Origin of the sequence: Actinoallomurus sp. NPDC052308, from assembly GCF_040679195.1 — a bacterium.
Lineage (GTDB): Bacteria > Actinomycetota > Actinomycetes > Streptosporangiales > Streptosporangiaceae > Actinoallomurus > Actinoallomurus liliacearum.
Genome location: NZ_JBFAUM010000006.1, coordinates 81,026 through 100,271 on the forward strand (window position 1 = coordinate 81,026; position 19,246 = coordinate 100,271).

Sequence of the window (19,246 nt, forward strand, 5' to 3'; positions counted from 1 at the left end):
CCGAACGACCGAAGATCCCTGGCGTTCACTGCCCTCTTGAGGCAGTGAACGCCAGGGATCATCGGGGCCTTTGGCCCCTCGTCATCAGGGCCTCGTCAGGCGACCGGTTCCAGGGCCGGTTCCGTCTCCGCGGGGGTCACCCGTCGGGCGCGCAGGGCGTACAGGCTGAGCGGGACGCCGATGAAGACGATCGCGGCGCCGACCAGGAGGGCGAGCTGGTAGCCCGCCAGGAACGCGTGGGTCGGGGTGGAGCCGCCGCGCAGGACCGCGGACTGGCGGGAGGTCAGGATCGCACCGATGATCGTGACGCCGAGCAGGCCGGACACCTCGCGGGTGGCGTTGAGGACGCCGGAGGCGGCGCCGGCCCGGGCGGGCGGCAGTACGCCGATCACCGCGTCGGTGAGCGGCATCATCGTGAAGCCGGAGCCGACCCCGAAGAGCACGAAGGCGGGCATGAGGTCCATGAAGTGGGCGCCCTCGCCCACGAACGACACCAGGACCAGCCCCGCGACGTTGAGGAAGAGGCCTCCGGCCACGGTGCGGTGCGTGCCCAGGCGGCGCGCGACGGGCCCGGCGAACGGCGTGATGACGATCATCGTCAGCGCCATGGGGACGATGGACGCGCCCGCCTCGGTCGGGGAGAAGCCCAGGATGTTCTGCAGGAACATGGCCGTGAACAGGTAGACGCCCATGACGCCGAAGCCCCACAGGACCATCGCGCCGACACCGCCGCTGAACACCCGGTTCCGGAACATCGACAGGTCCACCATCGGGTCGTCGGCGCGGGTCTCGATCACGACGAACGCCGCCATGGCGACCGCGGCGAGGGTGAAGGCCCCCAGGATCAGCGCGGACGTCCAGCCCCGCTCCGATCCCTCGATCAGCGCGTACGTGACGGAGAACAGGGCCACCGCGGAGGTCAGCAGGCCCGGGAGGTCCAGGCGGCGGCGTGCGGCCTCGGCGGTCTCGCGCATCGACACCGCGATGATGGCGATCGTCACCACGCCCACCGGCACGTTGATGAGGAAGATCCAGCCCCAGTGCCAGCGGTCGCTGATGAAGCCGCCGGTGAGCGGGCCGAGCGCCAAGGCGAGCGCGCCCACGGCGCTCCACACGCCGACCGCCCTGCTCCGCTCCCGTGGGTCGGGGAACGTCGAGGAGATGATCGCGATGGTCGACGGCGCCGACAGCGCCGCCCCGATGCCCTGCAGGACACGGGCCGTGATCAGCATCGTCTCGTCGTTCGCGATCCCGGCCAGCAGCGACGCGCCGGTGAAGACCGTCAGCCCGGCCAGGAACAGCCGGCGACGGCCGTACACGTCGCCGAGCCTGCCGCCGACAAGCATCAGGCCGGAGAAGACCAGGATGTAGCTGCTGACGATCCACTCCAGTCCGGACAGCGTCAGATGCAGGTCGCGCTGGATCGACGGCAGCGCCACGTTGACGACGTTGTTGTCCAGATAGGTCATGAAGGTCGCCAGCGCCACCCCGGTCAGGGTCCACCAGCGTCGACGAGATTCCATCGGTCCCCGCTCCTAAACGACGTTCTTGTACACCGTACATGTACGTCGTATAGGGAAACTTGTACGGCGTATAGTTGTCAAGTGGCCACGACAGAGGAGCGGGCCCGGCTCAGCCGGGAGACGGTGGTGGACGGCGCGCTCGCGCTCGTCGACGAGGAGGGCCTGGACCGGCTGACGATCCGGCGGCTCGCCCAGCGGCTCGGCGTCACGCCGATGGCGCTGTACTGGCACTTCAAGAACAAAGAGGAGCTGCAGGGCGCGCTGGTCAACCGGTTGTGGTCACTGGTCGACACGGACGTCGATCCGGCCACGCCGTGGCACGCCCGGTTGCACGTGCTGATGACGTCGGTCGTGGCCGTGCTCCGCGCGCACCCGAGCGCGGCCCAGCTCATGATGACCGCGGACCTCGAGGCGGCCCCGTACTGCTACGACTCGATGGAGACCGCCCTCGTGCTCCTCGCCGAGGGCGGGTTCACCCCCGGCCAGGCGGCCGCCATCAGCAAGTACGGCCTGCGCACGGCGACGATGCTGGCCGTCCGTGATCCGAAGATGCAGCCGCAGATGACCGCCGAGGAGGTGGCGGAGGCCCGCCGGCGCAAACGCGTCATGTTCGAGACGCTGTCCTCCGACCGGTACCGGCACGTCATCGAGGCCGCCCCGGCGCTCGCCGCCATCGACCAGTCCGACGCCGAGGTCGCCCTCGGCGTCGAGCTGTTCGTCGCCGGCGTGCGGGCCCTGGCCCCGAACGGCTGACGACCGGCCCGGATACGGCCCCGAGCGCGGCGATCGTAGGGCGCCGCCACGAGGTCCTCGCCGCGCCGGGTGGGGACCACCCGGCGCGGCGGATCGCTCAGCCGAACAGGGCGGGCAGGGCGCCCTGGTGCACCTCGCGCAGCTCGCTCAGCGGAATGGAGAACACGCCCTCGACCTCGAACGCGTCGCCGCCGACCGTGCCCAGGCGGCGGATCGGGACCCCGGCCGCCTCGGCCAGCGCCGTCACCCGCTCCTCGTGCTCCGGGTAGACGGCCACGACGGCACGGGCCACCGACTCGCTGAACAGCTCGGTGAACGGGTCGTCCGGCAGGTTGATCACGCAGCCGAGCCCGCCGCGCAGGCACGACTCGACCAGCGACTGCGACAGGCCGCCGTCGGACAGGTCGTGCGCGGCGTTCAGCACGCCTTCGTGCGCCCCGGCCACGAGCACCGACGCCAGCGCCGCCTCGGCGGCCAGGTCGACGCGCGGCGGCAGGCCGCCGAGGTGCTGGAACACGACGTGCGCCCACTCCGAGCCGCCGAACTCCGGCCGGGTCTCGCCGAGCAGCAGCAGCGTGGTGCCCTCGACGTTGAACGACATCGGCACCCGCCGGTTGACGTCGTCGTGGACCCCGAGGACGCCGATCACCGGAGTCGGGTTGATCGGCGTGCTGCCCGTCTGGTTGTAGAAGCTCACGTTGCCGCCGGTCACCGGGACGCCCAGTGCCTGGCAGGCGTCCGCGAGCCCCTCGACGGCGCGCGCGAACTGCCACATGACCTCCGGGTCCTCCGGGGAGCCGAAGTTGAGGCAGTTCGTCACCGCGAGCGGCCGCGCGCCCGTCGTGGCGACGTTGCGGTACGCCTCGGACAGCGCGAGCTGCGCGCCGGCGTACGGGTCGAGCCGGGCGTACCGGCCGTTGCCGTCGGTGGCCAGCGCGATGCCCTGCGGCCCGTCGCCGATGCGGATCACGCCGGCGTCCTCCGGCGTGGCCAGCACCGTGTTGCCGAGCACGAACCGGTCGTACTGCGAGGTCACGAACGTCTTGTCGGCCAGGTTGGGCGAGCCCACCAGCCACAGGACGGTGTTGCGCAGGTCGTCCGCGGTCGCGGGGCGCGGCAGGCGGCCGGGGCCGTCGGCCTGCAACTGCCCCAGGTCCGCCGGCGGCTCGTACGGCCGCTCGTACACCGGGCCCTCGTCGGCGGCGGTGCCCGGCGGGATGTCGACGATCGTCGCGCCGTGCCAGGTCATGCGCAGCCGTCCGGTGTCGGTGACCTCACCGATCACCGTGGCCGGGACGTCCCACTTGGCGCAGACCTCGAGGAAGCGCTCGACCTTGGCCGGCTCGACCACGGCCATCATGCGCTCCTGAGACTCGCTCATCAGGATCTCTTCGGGGCGCAGCGTCGGGTCGCGCAGCGGGACCTTGTTCAGGTCGACGTCCATGCCGCCGGTGCCGGCCGCGGACAGCTCGGTCGTGGCGCAGGAGACGCCGGCCGCGCCGAGGTCCTGGATGCCGACGACGAGGTCCTCGGCGAAGATCTCCATGCAGCACTCGGTGAGGAGCTTCTCCATGAAGGGGTCGCCGACCTGCACCGACGGGCGCTTCTGCTGCGACTCCTCGTCGAAGGTGGCGCTGGCCAGCACGGACGCGCCGCCGATGCCGTCCGGCCCGGTGCGCGCGCCGAACAGGATGACCTTGTTGCCCGGCCCCGGCGCGATCGCCCGCTTGATGTCCTCGGGCTTGAGCACGCCGACGCACAAGGCGTTGACCAGCGGGTTCGCGGAATAGCAGGCGTCGAAGACGACCTCGCCGCCGATGTTGGGCAGACCGAGGCAGTTGCCGTAGCCGCCGACGCCGCGTACGACGCCGTCGAGCACCCGGCGCGTGTCCGGCGCGTCCGGCGGCCCGAACCGCAGGGAGTCCATCACGGCGACCGGGCGGGCGCCCATGGACAGGATGTCGCGGACGATGCCGCCGACGCCGGTGGCCGCGCCCTGGTACGGCTCGACGTACGACGGGTGGTTGTGCGACTCGATCTTGAAGGTGACGGCCCAGCCGTTGCCGACGTCGACGACCCCGGCGTTCTCCCCCATGCCGACGAGCAGAGCGTCGGTCTTCGGGGCCTTGTCGGCGAACTGCCGCAGGTGGACGCGGGAGCTCTTGTACGAGCAGTGCTCGCTCCACATGACGGAGTAGATCGCCAGCTCGGCGGAGGTCGGCCGCCGGCCCAGGATCTCCCGCACGCGGGCGTACTCGTCGTCCTTCATGCCGAGCTCGGCGTACGGCAGCGGGAGCTCGGGCGTCCCCGCGGCGCGGTCGACGGTGTCCACCTCGACCGGCCGCACGGCCGTCGGCTCGGTGGCCGCCTCGGCGGAGCCCGCCACGGCCGGCGCCACCTGCTCCTCGGACCGCTCGTCACCCTGCTCGTTCACCGGACTCTCCGGCACCTGCTCGCTCATGAGGCCCCCTTCGTCGGAGGAGTGACCAGAAGCGCTGTGCTCAATGCTTCGCTCGCTTCGCTCGCTCATGAATGAACCAGTTTCTTGACGACCGAGGTGAAGAAGCCCAGGCCCTCGGTGGACGTACCGGTCAAAGCCTCGACCGCGTGCTCCGGGTGCGGCATGAGGCCGACGACGTTGCCCGCCTCGTTGCAGATGCCGGCGATGTCGTTCAGCGAACCGTTGGGGTTGACGTCGAGGTAGCGGGCCACGACCCGGCCGCTGGACTCCAGCTCGTCGATGGTCGCCTGGTCGGCGACGTAGCAGCCGTCCATGTTCTTGACCGGGATGACGACCTCCTGGCCCTCCTCGTAGTCGGTGGTCCAGGCGGTGTCGGTGTTCTCGATGCGCAGCCGCTGGGCGCGGCACACGAAGTGGAGGCCGACGTTCTGGGTCAGCGCGCCCGGCAGCAGGTGCGACTCGCACAGCACCTGGAAGCCGTTGCAGATGCCCAGCACGGGAAGGCCGTCGCGCGCGGCGGCGACCAGCTTCTCCATGAGGGGCGCGAACCGCGCGATGGCCCCGGCGCGAAGGTAGTCGCCGTAGGAGAATCCGCCGGGCAGGATGACGGCGTCCACGCCGAGCAGATCGCCCTCGGCATGCCACAGGGACACCGGCTCGGCGTCCGCGAGGCGGACCGCTCGTGCGGCGTCCCGGTCGTCCAGCGACCCAGGGAAGGTGATCACGCCCACACGGGCTGACATGGGCACACTCCGATGAAGGAACGGACTCGGGCGTGCCCTAGCTTATCCGGGGTTCTAACCTGCGGTTTTCAGAAGTTGGGGCTCGAGGAGCCGCATGGGCGACTCCTCCTGCCAGCTCAGCCGCTTCTGGAGGTAGACGACGGTGCCCGTGTCCGGGCGGCTGTCGAACGTGACGTCGTCGACGAGCGCCCGCATGATCTTGATCCCGCGTCCGGACTCCGAATCGAGACCCGCGTTCTTCTCCGCGTCGCTCTGGAAGCCGTGCCCCGTGTCGGCGACCTTAAGGACGCAGTGATCCCCGGCGATACTGGCGATCACCTCATAGTGACTCGCCGAATCAACGTGCTGCACGACATTCGTGCAGGCTTCGGATGCGGCCACGAGAAGGTCGGCAATACAGGCTTCCGAAACCCCCAACCCGCGCAGCGTATCGCCCAGGACCCGGCGGATCACCGGGATGCTGAGAGTCTCACGCGGCAAGTCGAGTGAGAACTTCATATCCACCGGTCACCTCGTGTCATCCTTTGACCCCTGACCTGGGGGTCGACCCCGTCTCCGTGATTCTTTCAACGAAGCTAAGGCTTCCCCGGTGGAAACTGGCGTAATCGCGTTACCGAGCTAACTTTAGGCGACTATTCGGCGCGGAGTTCGAACGTCTCGATGACCGGGTTGGCCAGCAACGTCTCGGCCATCTTCCGAACACGTTCCGTGGCCGCTTCGTCGGCCGGTCCTTCCAGTTCGATCTCGAACCGCTTCCCTTGCCGGACCTCGGTGACGCCTTCGAAACCGAGACGCGGCAGTGCGCGGGCGACCGCCTGGCCCTGGGAATCGAGAATTTCCGGCTTGAGCATGACCTCGACGATGAAACGCGCCATGGTGACCCCCTCTGATCTGCAGGTACGGCATCGAAGCGTACGGCACGTCCGGCCACCCGATGACGCGAAGCCTCCTCCGATGGGATCGTAGGAGCCGATCACGCTCTCCGGAGGATTCTTCATGCGCGCCGAGGAACTGACCGAGTCGGAGTCGGCACTGTGGGAGGCGTTCCCCGCCGCGCGGACCGTTGACCTCGGCGGCCGGGGCGAGGTGCGCGCCGAGGTCATCGCGGCGCTGCTCTCGGGCGCACGGCCGCCCGAGCCGGGGCGGGTGCCCGCGGTCCGTCTCACCGGTGCGAAGATCACCGGGCTGCTCGACCTGTCGTTCGCCGACGTGCCGTACGCCGCACTGCTGCGCGACTGCGATTTCGCGGAGACGCCGAGCCTGTACGGCGCCCGGCTCCGGCAGATGAACCTGTCCGGCTCCCGGCTGCCGGGCCTGCATGCCTCCGACGCCCGGATCGACGGCCTGCTCTGGCTGAAGGGCTGCCGGTTCGATGGCCCCGTCCTTCTCGTCGGGACGCAGGTCGACGGCGCGCTGTCCCTAAGCTCGGCGCGGGTCGACGGTGAACGCGCTCTGCAGGCCGACGGCCTGACCGTCGCCCGCGACCTGATCGCCGCCGGCCTGACCGTCTCCGGATCGGCTCGCCTGCGGGGAGTACGGGTGCAGGGCGCGATCATCCTCGACCGCGCCCGGCTGTCCTGCCCGGGCGGTGTGGCGCTGGACCTGGACCGGGCCCGGGTCGAGGGTGCGGTCGCCCTCGGCAACGGTCTGCGCGCCGAGGGGATGGTCAGCCTGCGGTCGGCGGTGATCGGCGGCACCCTGGAGATGAGCGGCGCGGAGCTGGTCAATCCCTCGGGCATCGCGCTGCGCGGTCATCTCCTCACCGTCGGCAGCAGCCTGCGGGCCTCGATCCGGGCGAGCGGACAGGTTTACCTCAACGCCGCGCACATCACCGGGTCGATCGTTCTCGACGGGGCCAACCTGTCGAATCCGGGTGGAACGGCGCTGCGCGCCTCCCGGGTGGAGGTCACCGGCGGCATCTTCGGCAGGTACGGCTTCGCCGCCGACGGCGCAGTCCACCTGGTCGACACGCGTGTCGGGGCGGGCGTCGACCTGTCCGGCGCCCGGATCACCGCGCCGGGGACCGTGGCGCTCAAGGCCGGTGGAATCTCCGTCGGCGGTGCCATGAACTGCTGCGACGGCTTCACCGCCGTCGGCGAGGTGTCGCTCGAGGCCGCCACGGTGCAGGACTCACTCGCCCTGGACGGTGCCCGGCTGTCCAATCCGGGCGGTCCGGCGCTGTCCGCGAACCGGATCGAGGTGGGCGGGACGATCTCGGGCAAAGGCGGACTGACGGCCGAAGGCGGGATCTGGCTCCTGGACGCCCGCGTCGGCGCGAGCGTCGAGTTCAACGGGGCGACGCTGTCCAATCCGGGCGGGCGCGCGCTGACCGCCTCGGGGATCGACGTCGGCCGCGTGGTCGACTGCTGCGACGGGTTCACCGCCGACGGCCGGGTTTCCTTCTCCAGCGCCCGGATCGGCGGCCAGGTGTGCTTCACGGACGCGAAGATCGACGCCTCCGTCACACTGCACGGCGCTCGGGCCGACACCCTGCGGCTCACCGAGGGCACGCGCATCACGGGCCCCCTCGACCTCCAGCACGCGACGATCGGTGTGGTCCGTGACCACCCGGCGGCCTGGCCCGCCGAGACGCTGCTCACGGGGCTCTCCTACGACTCGTTCGACACGCCGCTGTCCGCGACCGACCGGGTAGCCTGGCTCGACGGCGCGGCCGGGTACCAGCCGCAGCCGTACGAGCAGCTCGCGGCCGTCTACCGGCGGCTCGGGCAGGACGCCGACGCCCGTACGGTCCAGCTCGCCCGGCAACGCCGCCGTCGGCGGACCCTGCCGCGCTGGCTCGCCCTCTGGGGCGTGGTGCAGGACTGGACGGTCGGCTACGGCTACCGGCCGCAGCGTGCGGTGCTCTGGCTGGCCGGGCTGCTGCTCATCGGCGCCGCGGCGTTCGGCGCCCACCACCCGCCACCGCTCAAGGCCGGCGAGGCCCCTCCGTTCAACCCGGTCCTCTACACGCTCGACCTGCTCCTGCCGATCATCGGCTTCGGCCAGGAGTCGGCGTACGCGCCGCGCGGCTGGCAGCAGTGGCTCGCCGCCGCACTCGTCGCGTCGGGCTGGATCCTCGCCACCACGATCGCCACAGGCGTCACCCGGGTCCTCTCCCGTCAGTAGCCGGACTGAATTCCTACTTCTTTGATAATCTGACTCCATGAGCGAGCAGGCGTACAGCGTCGGCGAAGGCCCAGCGACCAGGGTGAGTCTCTCCCTACCCGAGGGAACGGCCGAAGCGATCCGCCAACGGGTCGGCAAGCGCGAGTTCTCGGCCTTCATCACGGAAGCGGTCGAGCGCGAGCTGCGCGGCCAGATCCTGGATGAGTACCTGGCCGACTACGAACGCCGCAAGGGACCGGTCTCAGCACGAGAACAGGAGACGGCGCGCCAGGTCTTCGACGAGGTGTTCGCCGAGGAGGGCAATTGGCCCGCCGCAAGCTGAGCCACGAGGGCACCCTCGTGCTCGACTGTGAGGGACTGTCGAAGCTCGTCGATGATCACGAGCGTGTCGTCGCGTTGGTCACGGAATCCCGCAAAAGAGGCATGGAGGTGGTGATCAGCGCGCTGACCATCATCGAAGCCGCGCATCGCCGGACCGACAAGGCGCGACTGGCCTGGCTCCTCTCAGGTGTGCGGATCGTTCACGTCGGCGAAGAGGAGGCCAAGGCCGCCTCGACGATGCTGATCAACGCCGGGTTGCACGGCCATAAGTACGCGATCGACGCCGTCGTGGCCGAGATGGCCGTACGGCAGCGGCGTCCAGTCGTCCTTCTCACCTCGGACATCGACGACATGACGAAGCTCTGCGGTGATCGGATGCGTCTCGTGTCCGTGTAAGCGATCACACCGGTCGGATCGCCGACGCGCTATACATGAAGGTTCTGTCGTCACCCCGGAGCCGTGGATGTTGATCGATGACCTGACCAAGCCCGAGCGGGTGCTCTGGGACGCGTTCCCGCGCGGTGAGACGGTGGACCTGTCCGGCGGCGACCAGGACTTCGACGCCACGAACGCCTGGGGCCCCGAGCGCACCATCCGCGCCGAGGTGATCTCCGCGCTGCTGCTGGGCGCGCGGGAGAACGAGCCCGGCCAGGTCGCCGCCGTACGCCTGACCGGCGCGCGGATCACCGGCACGCTCAACCTCGGGCATGCCCACGTCACCGTCCCGCTCGCGCTCACCGGCTGCCAGCTCACCGACGCCCCGCACCTGTACTGGGCGCAACTGCGCAGCGTCCACCTCATGCGCTGCCGGCTGCCCGGCCTGGTCGCCTCGGGCGTGCGCATCGACGGGCACCTGTGGCTGGAGGGCAGCCACATCTACGGCGGCGTGTGGCTCGACAGCGCCCACATCACCGGCATCCTGAACCTGACCGGCGCCTACCTGTCCCACCCGGGCGGCGACTCGCCGCTGCTCGCCGACCGCCTCATCGTCGACAACAACGTGTACTGCGACCAGGGCTTCACCGCCGAGGGCGAGGTGCGGCTGCCCGGCGCGCACATCGGCGGCCTGCTCAACCTGCGCGGCGCGCGGCTGCGCAACCCGAAGGGCCAGGCGCTGTACGCCAGCCGGCTCGCGGTCGCGGCCAACATGTTCTGCGACGGCGGGTTCAGCGCCGAGGGGGAGATCCGGCTGCGCGGCGCGCGCATCGGCGGGTACCTCTCGATGGTCGGCGCGACCGTGTCCAATCCGGGCCGTACCGCGCTGAACTGCGACGACATGGGCATCGAGACGGACATCTACTGCTCGGACGGCTTCCGTTCCGAGGGCGTGGTCAGCCTGGCGGGTGCGCGGATCGGCGGCCTGTTCAACCTGCGCGGCGGCCGGCTCTCCAACCCGGCCGGGGTCGCCCTGAACCTCCAGCGGGCCCAGGCCGAGGAGGTGATGCTGCGGGCCGCCGAGCCGGTCAAGGGCGTCGTCGACCTGAGCTACGCGCGGATCAAGCTGCTGCGCGACGACCCGCTGTCGTGGGCGCCGAGGTACCAGCTCGACGGCCTGACGTACGAGATGATCGACCCGCCGCTGACCGCCAAGGAGCGGCTCAAGTGGGTGGCCCGCGACACGGACGGCTACATCCCCCAGCCGTACGAGAAGCTCGCGGAGACCTACCGGGTCCTCGGGCACGACGGCGAGCGGCGCTCCGTCCTGCTGGCCAAGCACCGGGCACGCCGGAACACCCAGCCGGTGCCGCGCCGGATCTGGGGGTACGCCCAGGACTGGACGGTCGGCTACGGCTACCGGCCCTTCCTGGCGGCCGCGTGGCTGGTGGCGCTGCTGGCGTTCGGCACCGTGGTCTTCCAGCACCGTCCGCTGATCCAGGAGCCGGGGCACAACACCCAGTTCAACCCGTTCCTGTACACCCTGGACCTGCTGCTACCGGTCGGCTCGCTGGGTCAGGAGGGGGAGTTCGCCCCGCACGGCATCTACCTGTGGATATCCGACGCGCTCGTCGCCGCGGGCTTCATCCTCGGCCTGACCGTCGCCGCCGGAGCGACCCGCGTACTGTCCCGAGAGTGATCCACTCCTACCGAATCAGCGCGTGATTCGCGTTGGTGGCAGGGCACAACCTTCCGGGTACGTTTCCGTAGGAGCAAAGGCTTGCGCCCGGGTACGTGGCCTCTGTCACGATGACGACTACGTCTCCCGTACTCGCCGGGATCCGCGGGAAGGGCGACGCGCAACCAGGCCGACCGCGGCGATCCCGCGAACGGCCCTGAACGCACGAGGAGTGGCACGTGATCGTCGACGCCGCGCGCGGTGCGCCCCTGGGCACCGACGCACAGTCTCCCCCATCGGAACTCGTCCAGCTGCTCACCCCTGAGGGCGAGCGCGTCGAGCACCCCGACTACGACGTGAACCTGACCCCCGAGGAGATCAAGGGTCTGTATCGGGATCTGGTGATCGTCCGCCGGATCGACACCGAGGCCGTCGCGTTGACCCGCCAGGGCGAGCTGGGCATCTGGGCCTCGCTGCTCGGCCAGGAGGCCGCGCAGATCGGCTCGGCGCACGCCCTGCGGCCGGACGACATGGCGTTCCCCAGCTACCGGGAGCACGGTGTGGCCTGGTGCCGGGGCGTCGACCCGCTCGACCTCCTGGGCCTCTTCCGCGGCGTGAACCATGCCGGGTGGGACCCGAAGGAGCACAACTTCCACCTGTACACGATCGTCATCGGCAGCCACACCCTGCACGCCACCGGCTACGCCATGGGCATCCAGCGCGACAGCGCCGAGAACGCCGCCATCGTCTACTTCGGCGACGGCGCGACCAGCCAGGGCGACGTCAATGAGGCGTTCGTCTGGTCGGCCGCGCAGAACGCCCCGATCGTCTTCTTCTGCCAGAACAACCAGTGGGCCATCTCCGAGCCGCTGGAGAAGCAGTCCCGCATTCCGCTGTACCGCCGCGCCGAGGGCTTCGGCTTCCCCGGCGTCCGCGTCGACGGAAACGACGTCTTCGCCGTGCACGCCGTCACCAGGAAGGCCCTCGAGAACGCCCGCAGCGGCCAGGGCCCGACCCTCATCGAGGCGTTCACCTACCGGATGGGCGCGCACACCACCACGGACGACCCGACGCGCTACCGGCTCCAGGCCGAACTCGAGTCCTGGAAGCTCAAGGACCCGATCGAGCGCCTCAAGGCCTACCTCGTGAAGAACCAGCTGGCCGACCGCGCGTTTTTCGACGCGATCGACGCCGAGGCCAAAGAGCTCGGCTCGGACCTGCGGAAACGGTGTCTAGAATTGCCCGACCCGGAGCCGACGGCGATCTGGGAGAACGTCTATGCGACCGAGCACTCGCTGCTCGCGGAAGAACGCGGCCAGTTCGCCTCGTACCTGGCGACGTTCGAGGATGTGTCCCGATGAGGGGGCGGCCGACTCGGGCCGGGGGTACGCGCGGAGGGGAGTGCGACGGTGAGCGCTGAGACGCTGACTCTTTCCAGAGCTATGAACGAGGGCCTTCGCAAGGCCATGGAGAACGACCCGAAGGTCCTCATCATGGGTGAGGACGTCGGCAAGCTCGGCGGTGTCTTCCGGGTGACCGACGGTCTGCAGAAGGACTTCGGCGAGGCGCGCGTCATCGACACGCCGCTGGCCGAGTCCGGCATCGTCGGCACGGCCATCGGCCTCGCGCTGCGCGGCTACCGGCCGGTGTGCGAGATCCAGTTCGACGGGTTCGTGTTCCCGGCGTTCAACCAGATCACCACGCAGCTCGCCAAGATGCGGATGCGGTCGCTCGGCACGCTCGAACTGCCGGTCGTCATCCGCATCCCCTGCGGCGGCGGCATCGGCGCGGTCGAGCACCACAGTGAGTCGCCGGAGGCGTACTTCACCCACACCGGCGGCCTGCGCGTCGTCGCGTGCTCGAACCCGGCCGACGCGTACACGATGATCCAGCAGGCCATCGAGTGCCCCGACCCGGTGATCTTCTTCGAGCCGAAGCGCCGCTACTGGGACAAGGCCCCCGTCGACCGCGACCTGTCCAAGGCCGCGCCCTTCGACAAGGCCGTCGTCGCGCGCCCCGGCGAGGACGTGACCGTGCTCGCGTACGGGCCGATGGTCAAGACCTCCCTCGAGGCCGCGCAGGCCGACGAGCAGCACTCGATCGAGGTCATCGACGTCCGCTCGCTCAACCCGCTCGACGAGGCGACGATCCTGGAGTCCGTACGCCGGACCGGCCGGTGCGTCGTCGTGCACGAGGCGCCGGTCTTCAACGGGTACGGCGGCGAGCTCGCCGCCCGGATCACCGAGAAGTGCTTCTACCACCTGGAGGCACCGGTGCTGCGGGTCGGCGGCTTCTCCACGCCGTACCCGCCGTCCCGTCTCGAGGACCACTACCTGCCCGACCTAGACCGCGTCCTCGACGCCGTCGACCGGACCTTCGCGTGGTGAGCATGGGCGAGCTGAAACAGTTCAAGCTGCCGGACGTCGGTGAGGGCCTGACCGAGGCCGATATCGTCAAGTGGCACGTACGGCCCGGCGACGCCGTCGAGGTCAACCAGACGATCGTCGAGATCGAGACGGCCAAGGCCGTCGTCGAGCTGCCCTGCCCGTACGAGGGCACGGTCGCCGAGCTCCTCGTCGAGGAGGGCACGACCGTCGACGTCGGCGTCCCGATCATCTCGGTCGCGGTCGGCGGCGACGTCCCGGCCACCGGGACGACGGCGGAGGAGACCGCGCCCGCCCCCGCCGCCGAGGGCGCGCGGGAGCCGGGCATGGAGGGCAGCCCCGCCCCGGCGGTCGACCCGGCCGCCCCGGAGCAGAAGCGCGTCCCGGTGCTGGTCGGCTACGGCGTGAAGGCCGGCTCGACCAAACGCCGCCCCCGCAAGGCCGCAGCCTCCAGCGCCCCGGCCGCGTCCGCCGTACGGGCCGAGCCCGCCGCACCGGCGCAGCCCGTCCCCGTCCCCGCCTCCCGGCCCGCCGGGTCGCGGGTCGCGGTGCTGGCCAAGCCCCCGGTCCGCAAGCTGGCCAAGGACCTGGGCGTCGACCTGAGCGGCGTCACCGGCAGCGGCCCGCAGGGGTCGATCACCCGGGACGACGTCCGCCAGGCCGCCGAGGCCCCCGCAACCCCGGTCCGTACGACGGGCGAGCGGCGGGAGGAGCGCATCCCGATCCGCGGCGTGCGCAAGCACACGGCGGCGGCCATGGTGCAGTCGGCGTTCACCGCGCCGCACGTCACCGAGTGGCTGCAGGTCGACGTGACCGAGACGATGAACGCCGTGAAGCGGCTGCGCGAGCTGCCCGACTTCGAGGGCGTCAAGGTCTCGCCGCTGCTGCTGGTCGCCAAGGCGCTGCTGCTGGCGGTCCGGCGCAACCCGCTGGTCAACTCGGCGTGGGACGAGGACGCGCAGGAGATCGTGGTCAAGCACTACGTGAACCTGGGCATCGCCGCCGCGACCGAGCGCGGGTTGATCGTGCCGAAGGTCCGGGACGCCCACGACCTGTCGCTGCCGGACCTGGCCCGGGCACTCACCGACCTCGCCGCCACGGCGCGCGCCGGCAAGTCCACCCCGGCCGACCTGTCCGACGGCACGATCACGATCACGAACGTCGGCGTCTTCGGCGTCGACGCGGGCACCCCGATCCTGACCCCCGGCGAGTCGGCCATCCTCGCCGTCGGCCAGATCCGGGACATGCCCTGGGTGCACGAGGGCGAGATCAAGGTCCGCAAGGTGACGACGCTGGCGCTGTCGTTCGACCACCGCATCGTCGACGGCGAGCTCGGCTCCGCCGTCCTCCGCGAGGTCGGCGCCATGCTCGAGGACCCCATGCGCATGCTCGCCTGGTCCTGACGGAGAGGAGAAGGGCTCCGGGCCGCCGACGCGGCCCGGAGCCCTTTTCTCTGCGTGACCACAGGCGGAGCCCGCTCACTGGCAGCGAGGTACGTTAAGTACTCGACGTACTTGCCGTAGTCACAAAAACGGCATGACCGGTGACAGGGAGTGGCATCATGTCGTCTGTGCACTTCAACAGCTACACGGAGGCTCGCGCGCATCTGAAGGATCTCCTCGACGCGGCAGAGCTGGGATGCACGGCGACCGTACGCCGGGAGTCCTCGATGGCAGCGGTCGTCGACGCCGCTCGGCTGCGGCACTTCCTTGCCGTCGTGAGTCCGGTCCGGGCGCAGGTCGTGGCCGAGGACGGCGGCTGGTCGGTCTTTCTCCCCGGGTTGCCCATCTCCGCCGACGGCGCCACGTTCGACGAGGCCATCGACGAGATGGTGGATGCCCTTCGTGAGTACGCCGCCGACTGGCAAGAGCGACTACGCGAGGCCCCTAACCATCGTCAGCATTGGGGCCTGGTGCAGCTGATCAATCTCAGCGACGACGGCCAGCTACGCGCCTGGCTCACCGGGGACGGCACATGACCTGGCCACAGCCCACCCGGAAGGATCACGAGTGCTTCTGCGTGACCGAAGGGTGGCGTCGGGTGCGCGACGCGCGCGGACGCGTCGGAACACATCATGCGACCTACGAGCTGGACCTGCCCGACGGGTCGATCCTACGGACGAGGATCTCCCATCCGGTTGATCGCAGCGGCTATGGCACGAGTCTTTGGGCGCACATCCTCCGCGACCAGCTCGACGTCTCAGAGCAGGAATTCTGGGCCTGTGTTCGCGATGGTCGGAAACCTGCGCGAGGAGCTTCCCCACCGGACAAGAGCCCGCTCCCCGCCGAAATGGTGCATCTCCTGATCGCACGGGTCGGCCTTTCGGAGAAGGAGGTCGCCGAGATGACTCGGGAGGAAGCCATCATCCGGCTGCAGCAGTACTGGCTGGACGGCATCTAGAAGATCGGCGGCGTCGGATCCACCCCGCTGATCCCCGGTGATAGCAGCCGATAGGGCGCAGCAGACGCCAGGGATCAAGGTTGCCGGGCCTCCAACGCAGCATTGGCGGTGTTGTCTCGGCGGCTGGTGAATCCGCAACCTTCTGAGCCACACTGTCGGCGATACGGACGTATCGCCGACAGGGCGTTCGGTCAGGGGCAGGTCTGGCGTTTGGCGGTGAGGTCGAGGGTCTTGCGGATGGAGCTGAGCTTCAGGCGCTTGGACTCGGCGCAGAACTTGCTCAGCGGCAGGTCGTACTCGGCGTGGAAGACGGGCTTGCCCGCCGTGATGAACGGCTTGAGGGCGGAACACTCGTCGTACTCGGCGCACTGCTCGTTCACCGCGAAGTCGAAGTCCTTGACCAGGGTCGGGATCTGGCCGAGGTCGTTCTTCAGGCCGACGGCGAGGCCCTTCTGGTGGGCGACGCTCGCCAGCATGCGGTTGAACGCCAGTTGCTGCTTCGCGGTCACCGGGAAGCCGGACTTGTTCTGGTACGCGTCGGCCAGGTCCGGTTCGACGCCGTCGAAGCCCTTGGCCTTGCACTGGTCCAGGCGCGCCGCCCAGATCGGCCGAATCACGTCGATCTTCCGGATGTCGACCCAGCGCTCCTGCGGCCAGCCGTCGACCTTGTTGCCGAGGATGGACTTGGGGAACTTGGCGTAGTCGGGCCGGCCCTGCTCCGCCGCGCCGATGTCGATGTAGCAGATGACCTTACGGCCCTTGGCGTGCAGCGCGGTCACCGTCGACTTGGGCGTGTCGAACATGTCGACGTCGTAGACGCTCGCGTTGACCGACGTGTCGATCTTGCCGCTGAGCTGCCACTGCCAGCTCACACCGGTCTTCGGCTTCCACCAGGAGGCCGAGGCCGCCTGCGCCTTCGCCGACGCCGTCTCGTGGGCGGCCACGTCGCGGGCGCCGCCCGAACCGCCGCAACCCGCGACGGCAGCGAGGGACAGCGCGAGGATCGCGTATTTCAGTGCCATAGGTGAGCAAACTAGCCGGACGCGCCGACACGGCAGGATTTCGGGAAAGTGATGATCTTGGATCCAGGCGGCACTTAGCCCGGTTGAGCCCCAATTGTGACCTGGGTTACAGGTGTGGAGCCGCCGTGATCGTGGAAATCCTTCGACATCTCAGTAAAGAGCGTGAAAAGCCTGCCTGGGAGGCGCGGCATGAAGATCACGCGAGCGGCGGCGGCCGTCATGGCGACGGGCCTCATCGTGGCGGGGTGCTCGGGCGGGGCGAGCGGGGGCGGCGGGACCACGATCCGGATCAGCGCCAACGGCGTCAAGGGCGGCAAGAACGCCGCCGGCGCCGAGTGGGTCACCGACTACGTCATCCCGAAGTTCACCGCGTACGAGAAGAGCAAGGGGAAGAAGGTCACGGTCCGCTACCTGGGGACGGGCGTGGACGACGCCCCGTACAAGGAGAAGACGGCGCTCGACCTGAAGTCGGGCGGCGGCGCGGACCTGCTGCAGATCGACGGCATCTGGGTCGGTGAGTTCGCCCAGGCGGGATACATCAAGCCGCTCGACCAGACCGTCGGCGCCGCCGCGAACCAGTGGGACGGCTTCGCGCAGATCCCCGGGCCGGTGCAGAACATCATGGCCTTCGACGGCAGGCGGTACGGCCTGCCGAGCGGCACCGACGGCCGAGTGATCTTCTACAACCGGAAGCTGTTCCAGCAGGCCGGGCTCCCCGCTGACTGGCAGCCGAAGAGCTGGGACGACGTCCTCGCCGCGGGCCGGCGGCTCAAGGGCGTCAAGGGCGTCAAGGGCGTCACGCCGATCCAGCTCAACGCGGGGACCGCGATGTCGGAGGCCACGTCCATGCAGGGCGTGCTGCCGCTGCTCGCCGGCACCGGCCACCAGATCTACGAGAACGGCAGGTGGCTGGGGAACACCCCGCAGATCCGCGACGTCCTCGACGTCTACAAGAAGGTGTACTCCGGCGGACTCGGCGACCCGCGCCTGCAGCAGAACCCGCAGGGCCGGGACGAGTCGTTCCAGCGGTTCGCCCAGGGCAAGGTCGGCATGCTGCTGGAGAGCGACTACTTCTGGCGTGAGGTCGTCGGCCCGGACGCCGAGGTGGCGCCGATGAAGGACCGGGACCAGACGGTCGGGTACGCGCTGATCCCCGCCGTGCGGCCCGGCGGCGGCGTGCGCGGCCAGGACTTCGTCAGCCTGTCCGGCGGCAGCGGCTGGGTGATCAATCCGCACACGAAGAACGCCGCGCTGGTCTGGGACCTGCTGACGTTCATGCAGTCCCACGACGCGGTCAAGGAGGAGGTGCGCCGCACGGCCGTCGGCATCAGCCCGCGCACCGACGTGAACGCCGAGACGCTCGCGAGCGATCCGCTGCTGAACTTCATCTCGACCAAGGTGCTGCCGATCACCGTCGTACGCCCCGGCCTCGCCGCGTACCCGCAGGTCTCCACGGCCCTGCAGAAGGCGACCGGCGACGTGGTGGCGGGCGGGAGCGTCGACGCGGCGGCGAAGGCGTACGAACAGAACCTCGAGCAGGCCGTCGGTGGCAGTGGCGGCGTCAGCACCGGCTGAGCGGCGGGCCGGGCTCGCGTTCGTCCTCCCGGCCCTGCTGCTCATCACGGTGTTCCTCATCCTGCCGGCGCTGTGGACGCTCTACCTGGGGCTGACCGACTACCGGCTCACCGGGACGGCGGCCGCCCACCCCCGGATCGTCGGCACGGACAACTACACGCGGGCGCTCGGCGACAAGGACTTCCGCGACGCCCTCGGCCGTACGCTGCTGTTCGTCTTCGGCTCGGCCGTCATCGGGCAGAACGTCCTCGGATTCCTCCTCGCCTGGTCGTTGCGTTCCACCCCCGTGGCTTCGCCCCACCGCCCCCCGCGCTCGGCGCGGGCGTGGGTCAGGGCGACGGTCGAGACGGTCGTGCTGCTCGCCTGGGTCCTGCCGGGCGTGGTGGTGGCCTGGCTGTGGATCGCGTTCCTGAAGGACCAGGGCGGCACGCTCAACGCGATCCTGCGCACGCCGGGCCACGACTGGTGGTTCGAGCATCCGATGGGCGCGCTCATCGTGTTCAACACGTGGCGGGGCACGGCGTTCTCGATGATGCTGTTCTCGGCCGCGCTGTCGAACGTCCCGCCGAGCCAACTGGAGTCCGCCCGGCTGGCGGGCGCCCGGGGATGGCAGCAGTTGCGCGACGTCGTCCTGCCGAACATCCGCGGCCACATCCTGACCAACACGCTCCTGATCAGCCTGTGGACGTTCAACGACTTCACGCCGTACCTCATCACCAAGGGCGAGCCGCACGGCGCGTCCGCGGTGCTGCCGGTGTACATCTACCTCACCGCGCTGCCGGGTGAGCGGCTCGGCTTCGCCAGTGCGATCTCACTGATCATGCTGCTGATCAACCTCGTGCTCGCGCTGGCGTACGTGCGGATCCTCCGGAGGCGCCCATGACC

General features: G+C 69.9%; 18 protein-coding genes. 12 read left to right on the top strand and 6 right to left on the bottom strand.

Going from position 1 to position 19,246, the window contains the following annotated elements:
- Positions 1–95 precede the first annotated feature (95 nt).
- Entirely contained in the window at positions 96–1,523 is a 1,428-nt protein-coding gene (locus AB0L00_RS19195; protein WP_364435628.1) for an MFS transporter, read from the bottom strand.
- 81 nt (positions 1,524–1,604) lie between these two features.
- On the opposite strand from AB0L00_RS19195, the gene AB0L00_RS19200 reads away from it, so the two are divergent.
- Positions 1,605–2,276 carry a TetR family transcriptional regulator gene (locus AB0L00_RS19200; RefSeq protein WP_364435630.1) on the top strand — a complete coding sequence of 224 codons (672 nt, stop codon included), beginning with the start codon at positions 1,605–1,607 and terminating at the stop codon, positions 2,274–2,276.
- A gap of 97 nt (positions 2,277–2,373) precedes the next feature.
- Here AB0L00_RS19200 and purL read toward each other — a convergent pair whose 3' ends face one another.
- The 4 genes from purL to purS form a co-directional block, all read right to left on the bottom strand.
- Positions 2,374–4,737 carry a phosphoribosylformylglycinamidine synthase subunit PurL gene (gene purL / locus AB0L00_RS19205; protein ID WP_364435632.1) on the bottom strand — a complete coding sequence of 788 codons (2,364 nt, stop codon included), beginning with the start codon at positions 4,735–4,737 and terminating at the stop codon, positions 2,374–2,376.
- 65 nt (positions 4,738–4,802) lie between these two features.
- Positions 4,803–5,480 (bottom strand): phosphoribosylformylglycinamidine synthase subunit PurQ, encoded by a 678-nt coding sequence (purQ, locus tag AB0L00_RS19210; RefSeq protein WP_364435635.1) that lies wholly within the window; start codon positions 5,478–5,480, stop codon positions 4,803–4,805.
- Between the two features lie 54 nt (positions 5,481–5,534).
- Complete coding sequence (locus AB0L00_RS19215; RefSeq protein WP_364435638.1) at positions 5,535–5,978, bottom strand: ATP-binding protein; 444 nt, start codon at positions 5,976–5,978, stop codon at positions 5,535–5,537.
- Between the two features lie 134 nt (positions 5,979–6,112).
- A complete protein-coding gene (gene purS, locus AB0L00_RS19220) occupies positions 6,113–6,355 on the bottom strand; it encodes a phosphoribosylformylglycinamidine synthase subunit PurS (protein ID WP_345367101.1) in 243 nt (80 codons plus the stop codon).
- Positions 6,356–6,476: 121 nt separating this feature from the next.
- Here purS and AB0L00_RS19225 point away from each other — a divergent pair, with 121 nt between their 5' ends.
- The 9 genes from AB0L00_RS19225 (at position 6,477) to AB0L00_RS19265 (ending at position 15,764) form a co-directional block, all read left to right on the top strand.
- Complete coding sequence (locus AB0L00_RS19225) at positions 6,477–8,606, top strand: hypothetical protein (protein ID WP_364435641.1); 2,130 nt, start codon at positions 6,477–6,479, stop codon at positions 8,604–8,606.
- Between the two features lie 37 nt (positions 8,607–8,643).
- Positions 8,644–8,928 (top strand): hypothetical protein, encoded by a 285-nt coding sequence (locus AB0L00_RS19230; RefSeq protein WP_345367099.1) that lies wholly within the window; start codon positions 8,644–8,646, stop codon positions 8,926–8,928.
- Positions 8,910–9,323, top strand: coding sequence for a DNA-binding protein (locus tag AB0L00_RS19235; RefSeq protein ID WP_364435643.1), 414 nt, complete (start codon positions 8,910–8,912; stop codon positions 9,321–9,323). The genes AB0L00_RS19230 and AB0L00_RS19235 overlap by 19 nt, the downstream gene beginning before the upstream one ends.
- A gap of 67 nt (positions 9,324–9,390) precedes the next feature.
- The gene (locus AB0L00_RS19240; protein ID WP_364435646.1) at positions 9,391–11,001 is read left to right on the top strand and encodes a hypothetical protein; all 1,611 of its coding nucleotides are present in this window, start codon (positions 9,391–9,393) and stop codon (positions 10,999–11,001) included.
- A 218-nt stretch (positions 11,002–11,219) separates the two neighbouring features.
- Positions 11,220–12,341: a pyruvate dehydrogenase (acetyl-transferring) E1 component subunit alpha gene (gene pdhA / locus AB0L00_RS19245; RefSeq protein ID WP_364435649.1), complete on the top strand. Its 1,122-nt coding sequence runs from the start codon at positions 11,220–11,222 to the stop codon at positions 12,339–12,341.
- 48 nt (positions 12,342–12,389) lie between these two features.
- A complete protein-coding gene (locus AB0L00_RS19250; RefSeq protein WP_364435652.1) occupies positions 12,390–13,367 on the top strand; it encodes an alpha-ketoacid dehydrogenase subunit beta in 978 nt (325 codons plus the stop codon).
- Positions 13,368–13,369: 2 nt separating this feature from the next.
- Complete coding sequence (locus tag AB0L00_RS19255; protein ID WP_364435655.1) at positions 13,370–14,767, top strand: dihydrolipoamide acetyltransferase family protein; 1,398 nt, start codon at positions 13,370–13,372, stop codon at positions 14,765–14,767.
- Between the two features lie 158 nt (positions 14,768–14,925).
- Positions 14,926–15,342, top strand: a complete 417-nt coding sequence (locus tag AB0L00_RS19260) for a prevent-host-death protein (protein WP_364435658.1) — start codon at positions 14,926–14,928, stop codon at positions 15,340–15,342.
- Positions 15,339–15,764 (top strand): cytotoxic translational repressor of toxin-antitoxin stability system, encoded by a 426-nt coding sequence (locus AB0L00_RS19265; protein WP_364435661.1) that lies wholly within the window; start codon positions 15,339–15,341, stop codon positions 15,762–15,764. Before AB0L00_RS19260 ends, AB0L00_RS19265 begins: the two co-directional genes overlap by 4 nt.
- 191 nt (positions 15,765–15,955) lie before the next feature.
- On the opposite strand, the gene AB0L00_RS19270 is transcribed toward AB0L00_RS19265, so the two are convergent.
- The gene (locus AB0L00_RS19270) at positions 15,956–16,786 is read right to left on the bottom strand and encodes an endo alpha-1,4 polygalactosaminidase (protein WP_364435663.1); all 831 of its coding nucleotides are present in this window, start codon (positions 16,784–16,786) and stop codon (positions 15,956–15,958) included.
- A 189-nt stretch (positions 16,787–16,975) separates the two neighbouring features.
- Here AB0L00_RS19270 and AB0L00_RS19275 point away from each other — a divergent pair, with 189 nt between their 5' ends.
- Together AB0L00_RS19275 and AB0L00_RS19280 are read left to right on the top strand one after the other, a co-directional pair.
- Positions 16,976–18,361 carry an extracellular solute-binding protein gene (locus AB0L00_RS19275; RefSeq protein WP_364435665.1) on the top strand — a complete coding sequence of 462 codons (1,386 nt, stop codon included), beginning with the start codon at positions 16,976–16,978 and terminating at the stop codon, positions 18,359–18,361.
- A complete protein-coding gene (locus AB0L00_RS19280) occupies positions 18,333–19,244 on the top strand; it encodes a sugar ABC transporter permease (RefSeq protein WP_364435668.1) in 912 nt (303 codons plus the stop codon). Before AB0L00_RS19275 ends, AB0L00_RS19280 begins: the two co-directional genes overlap by 29 nt.
- Positions 19,245–19,246: the final 2 nt, after the last annotated feature.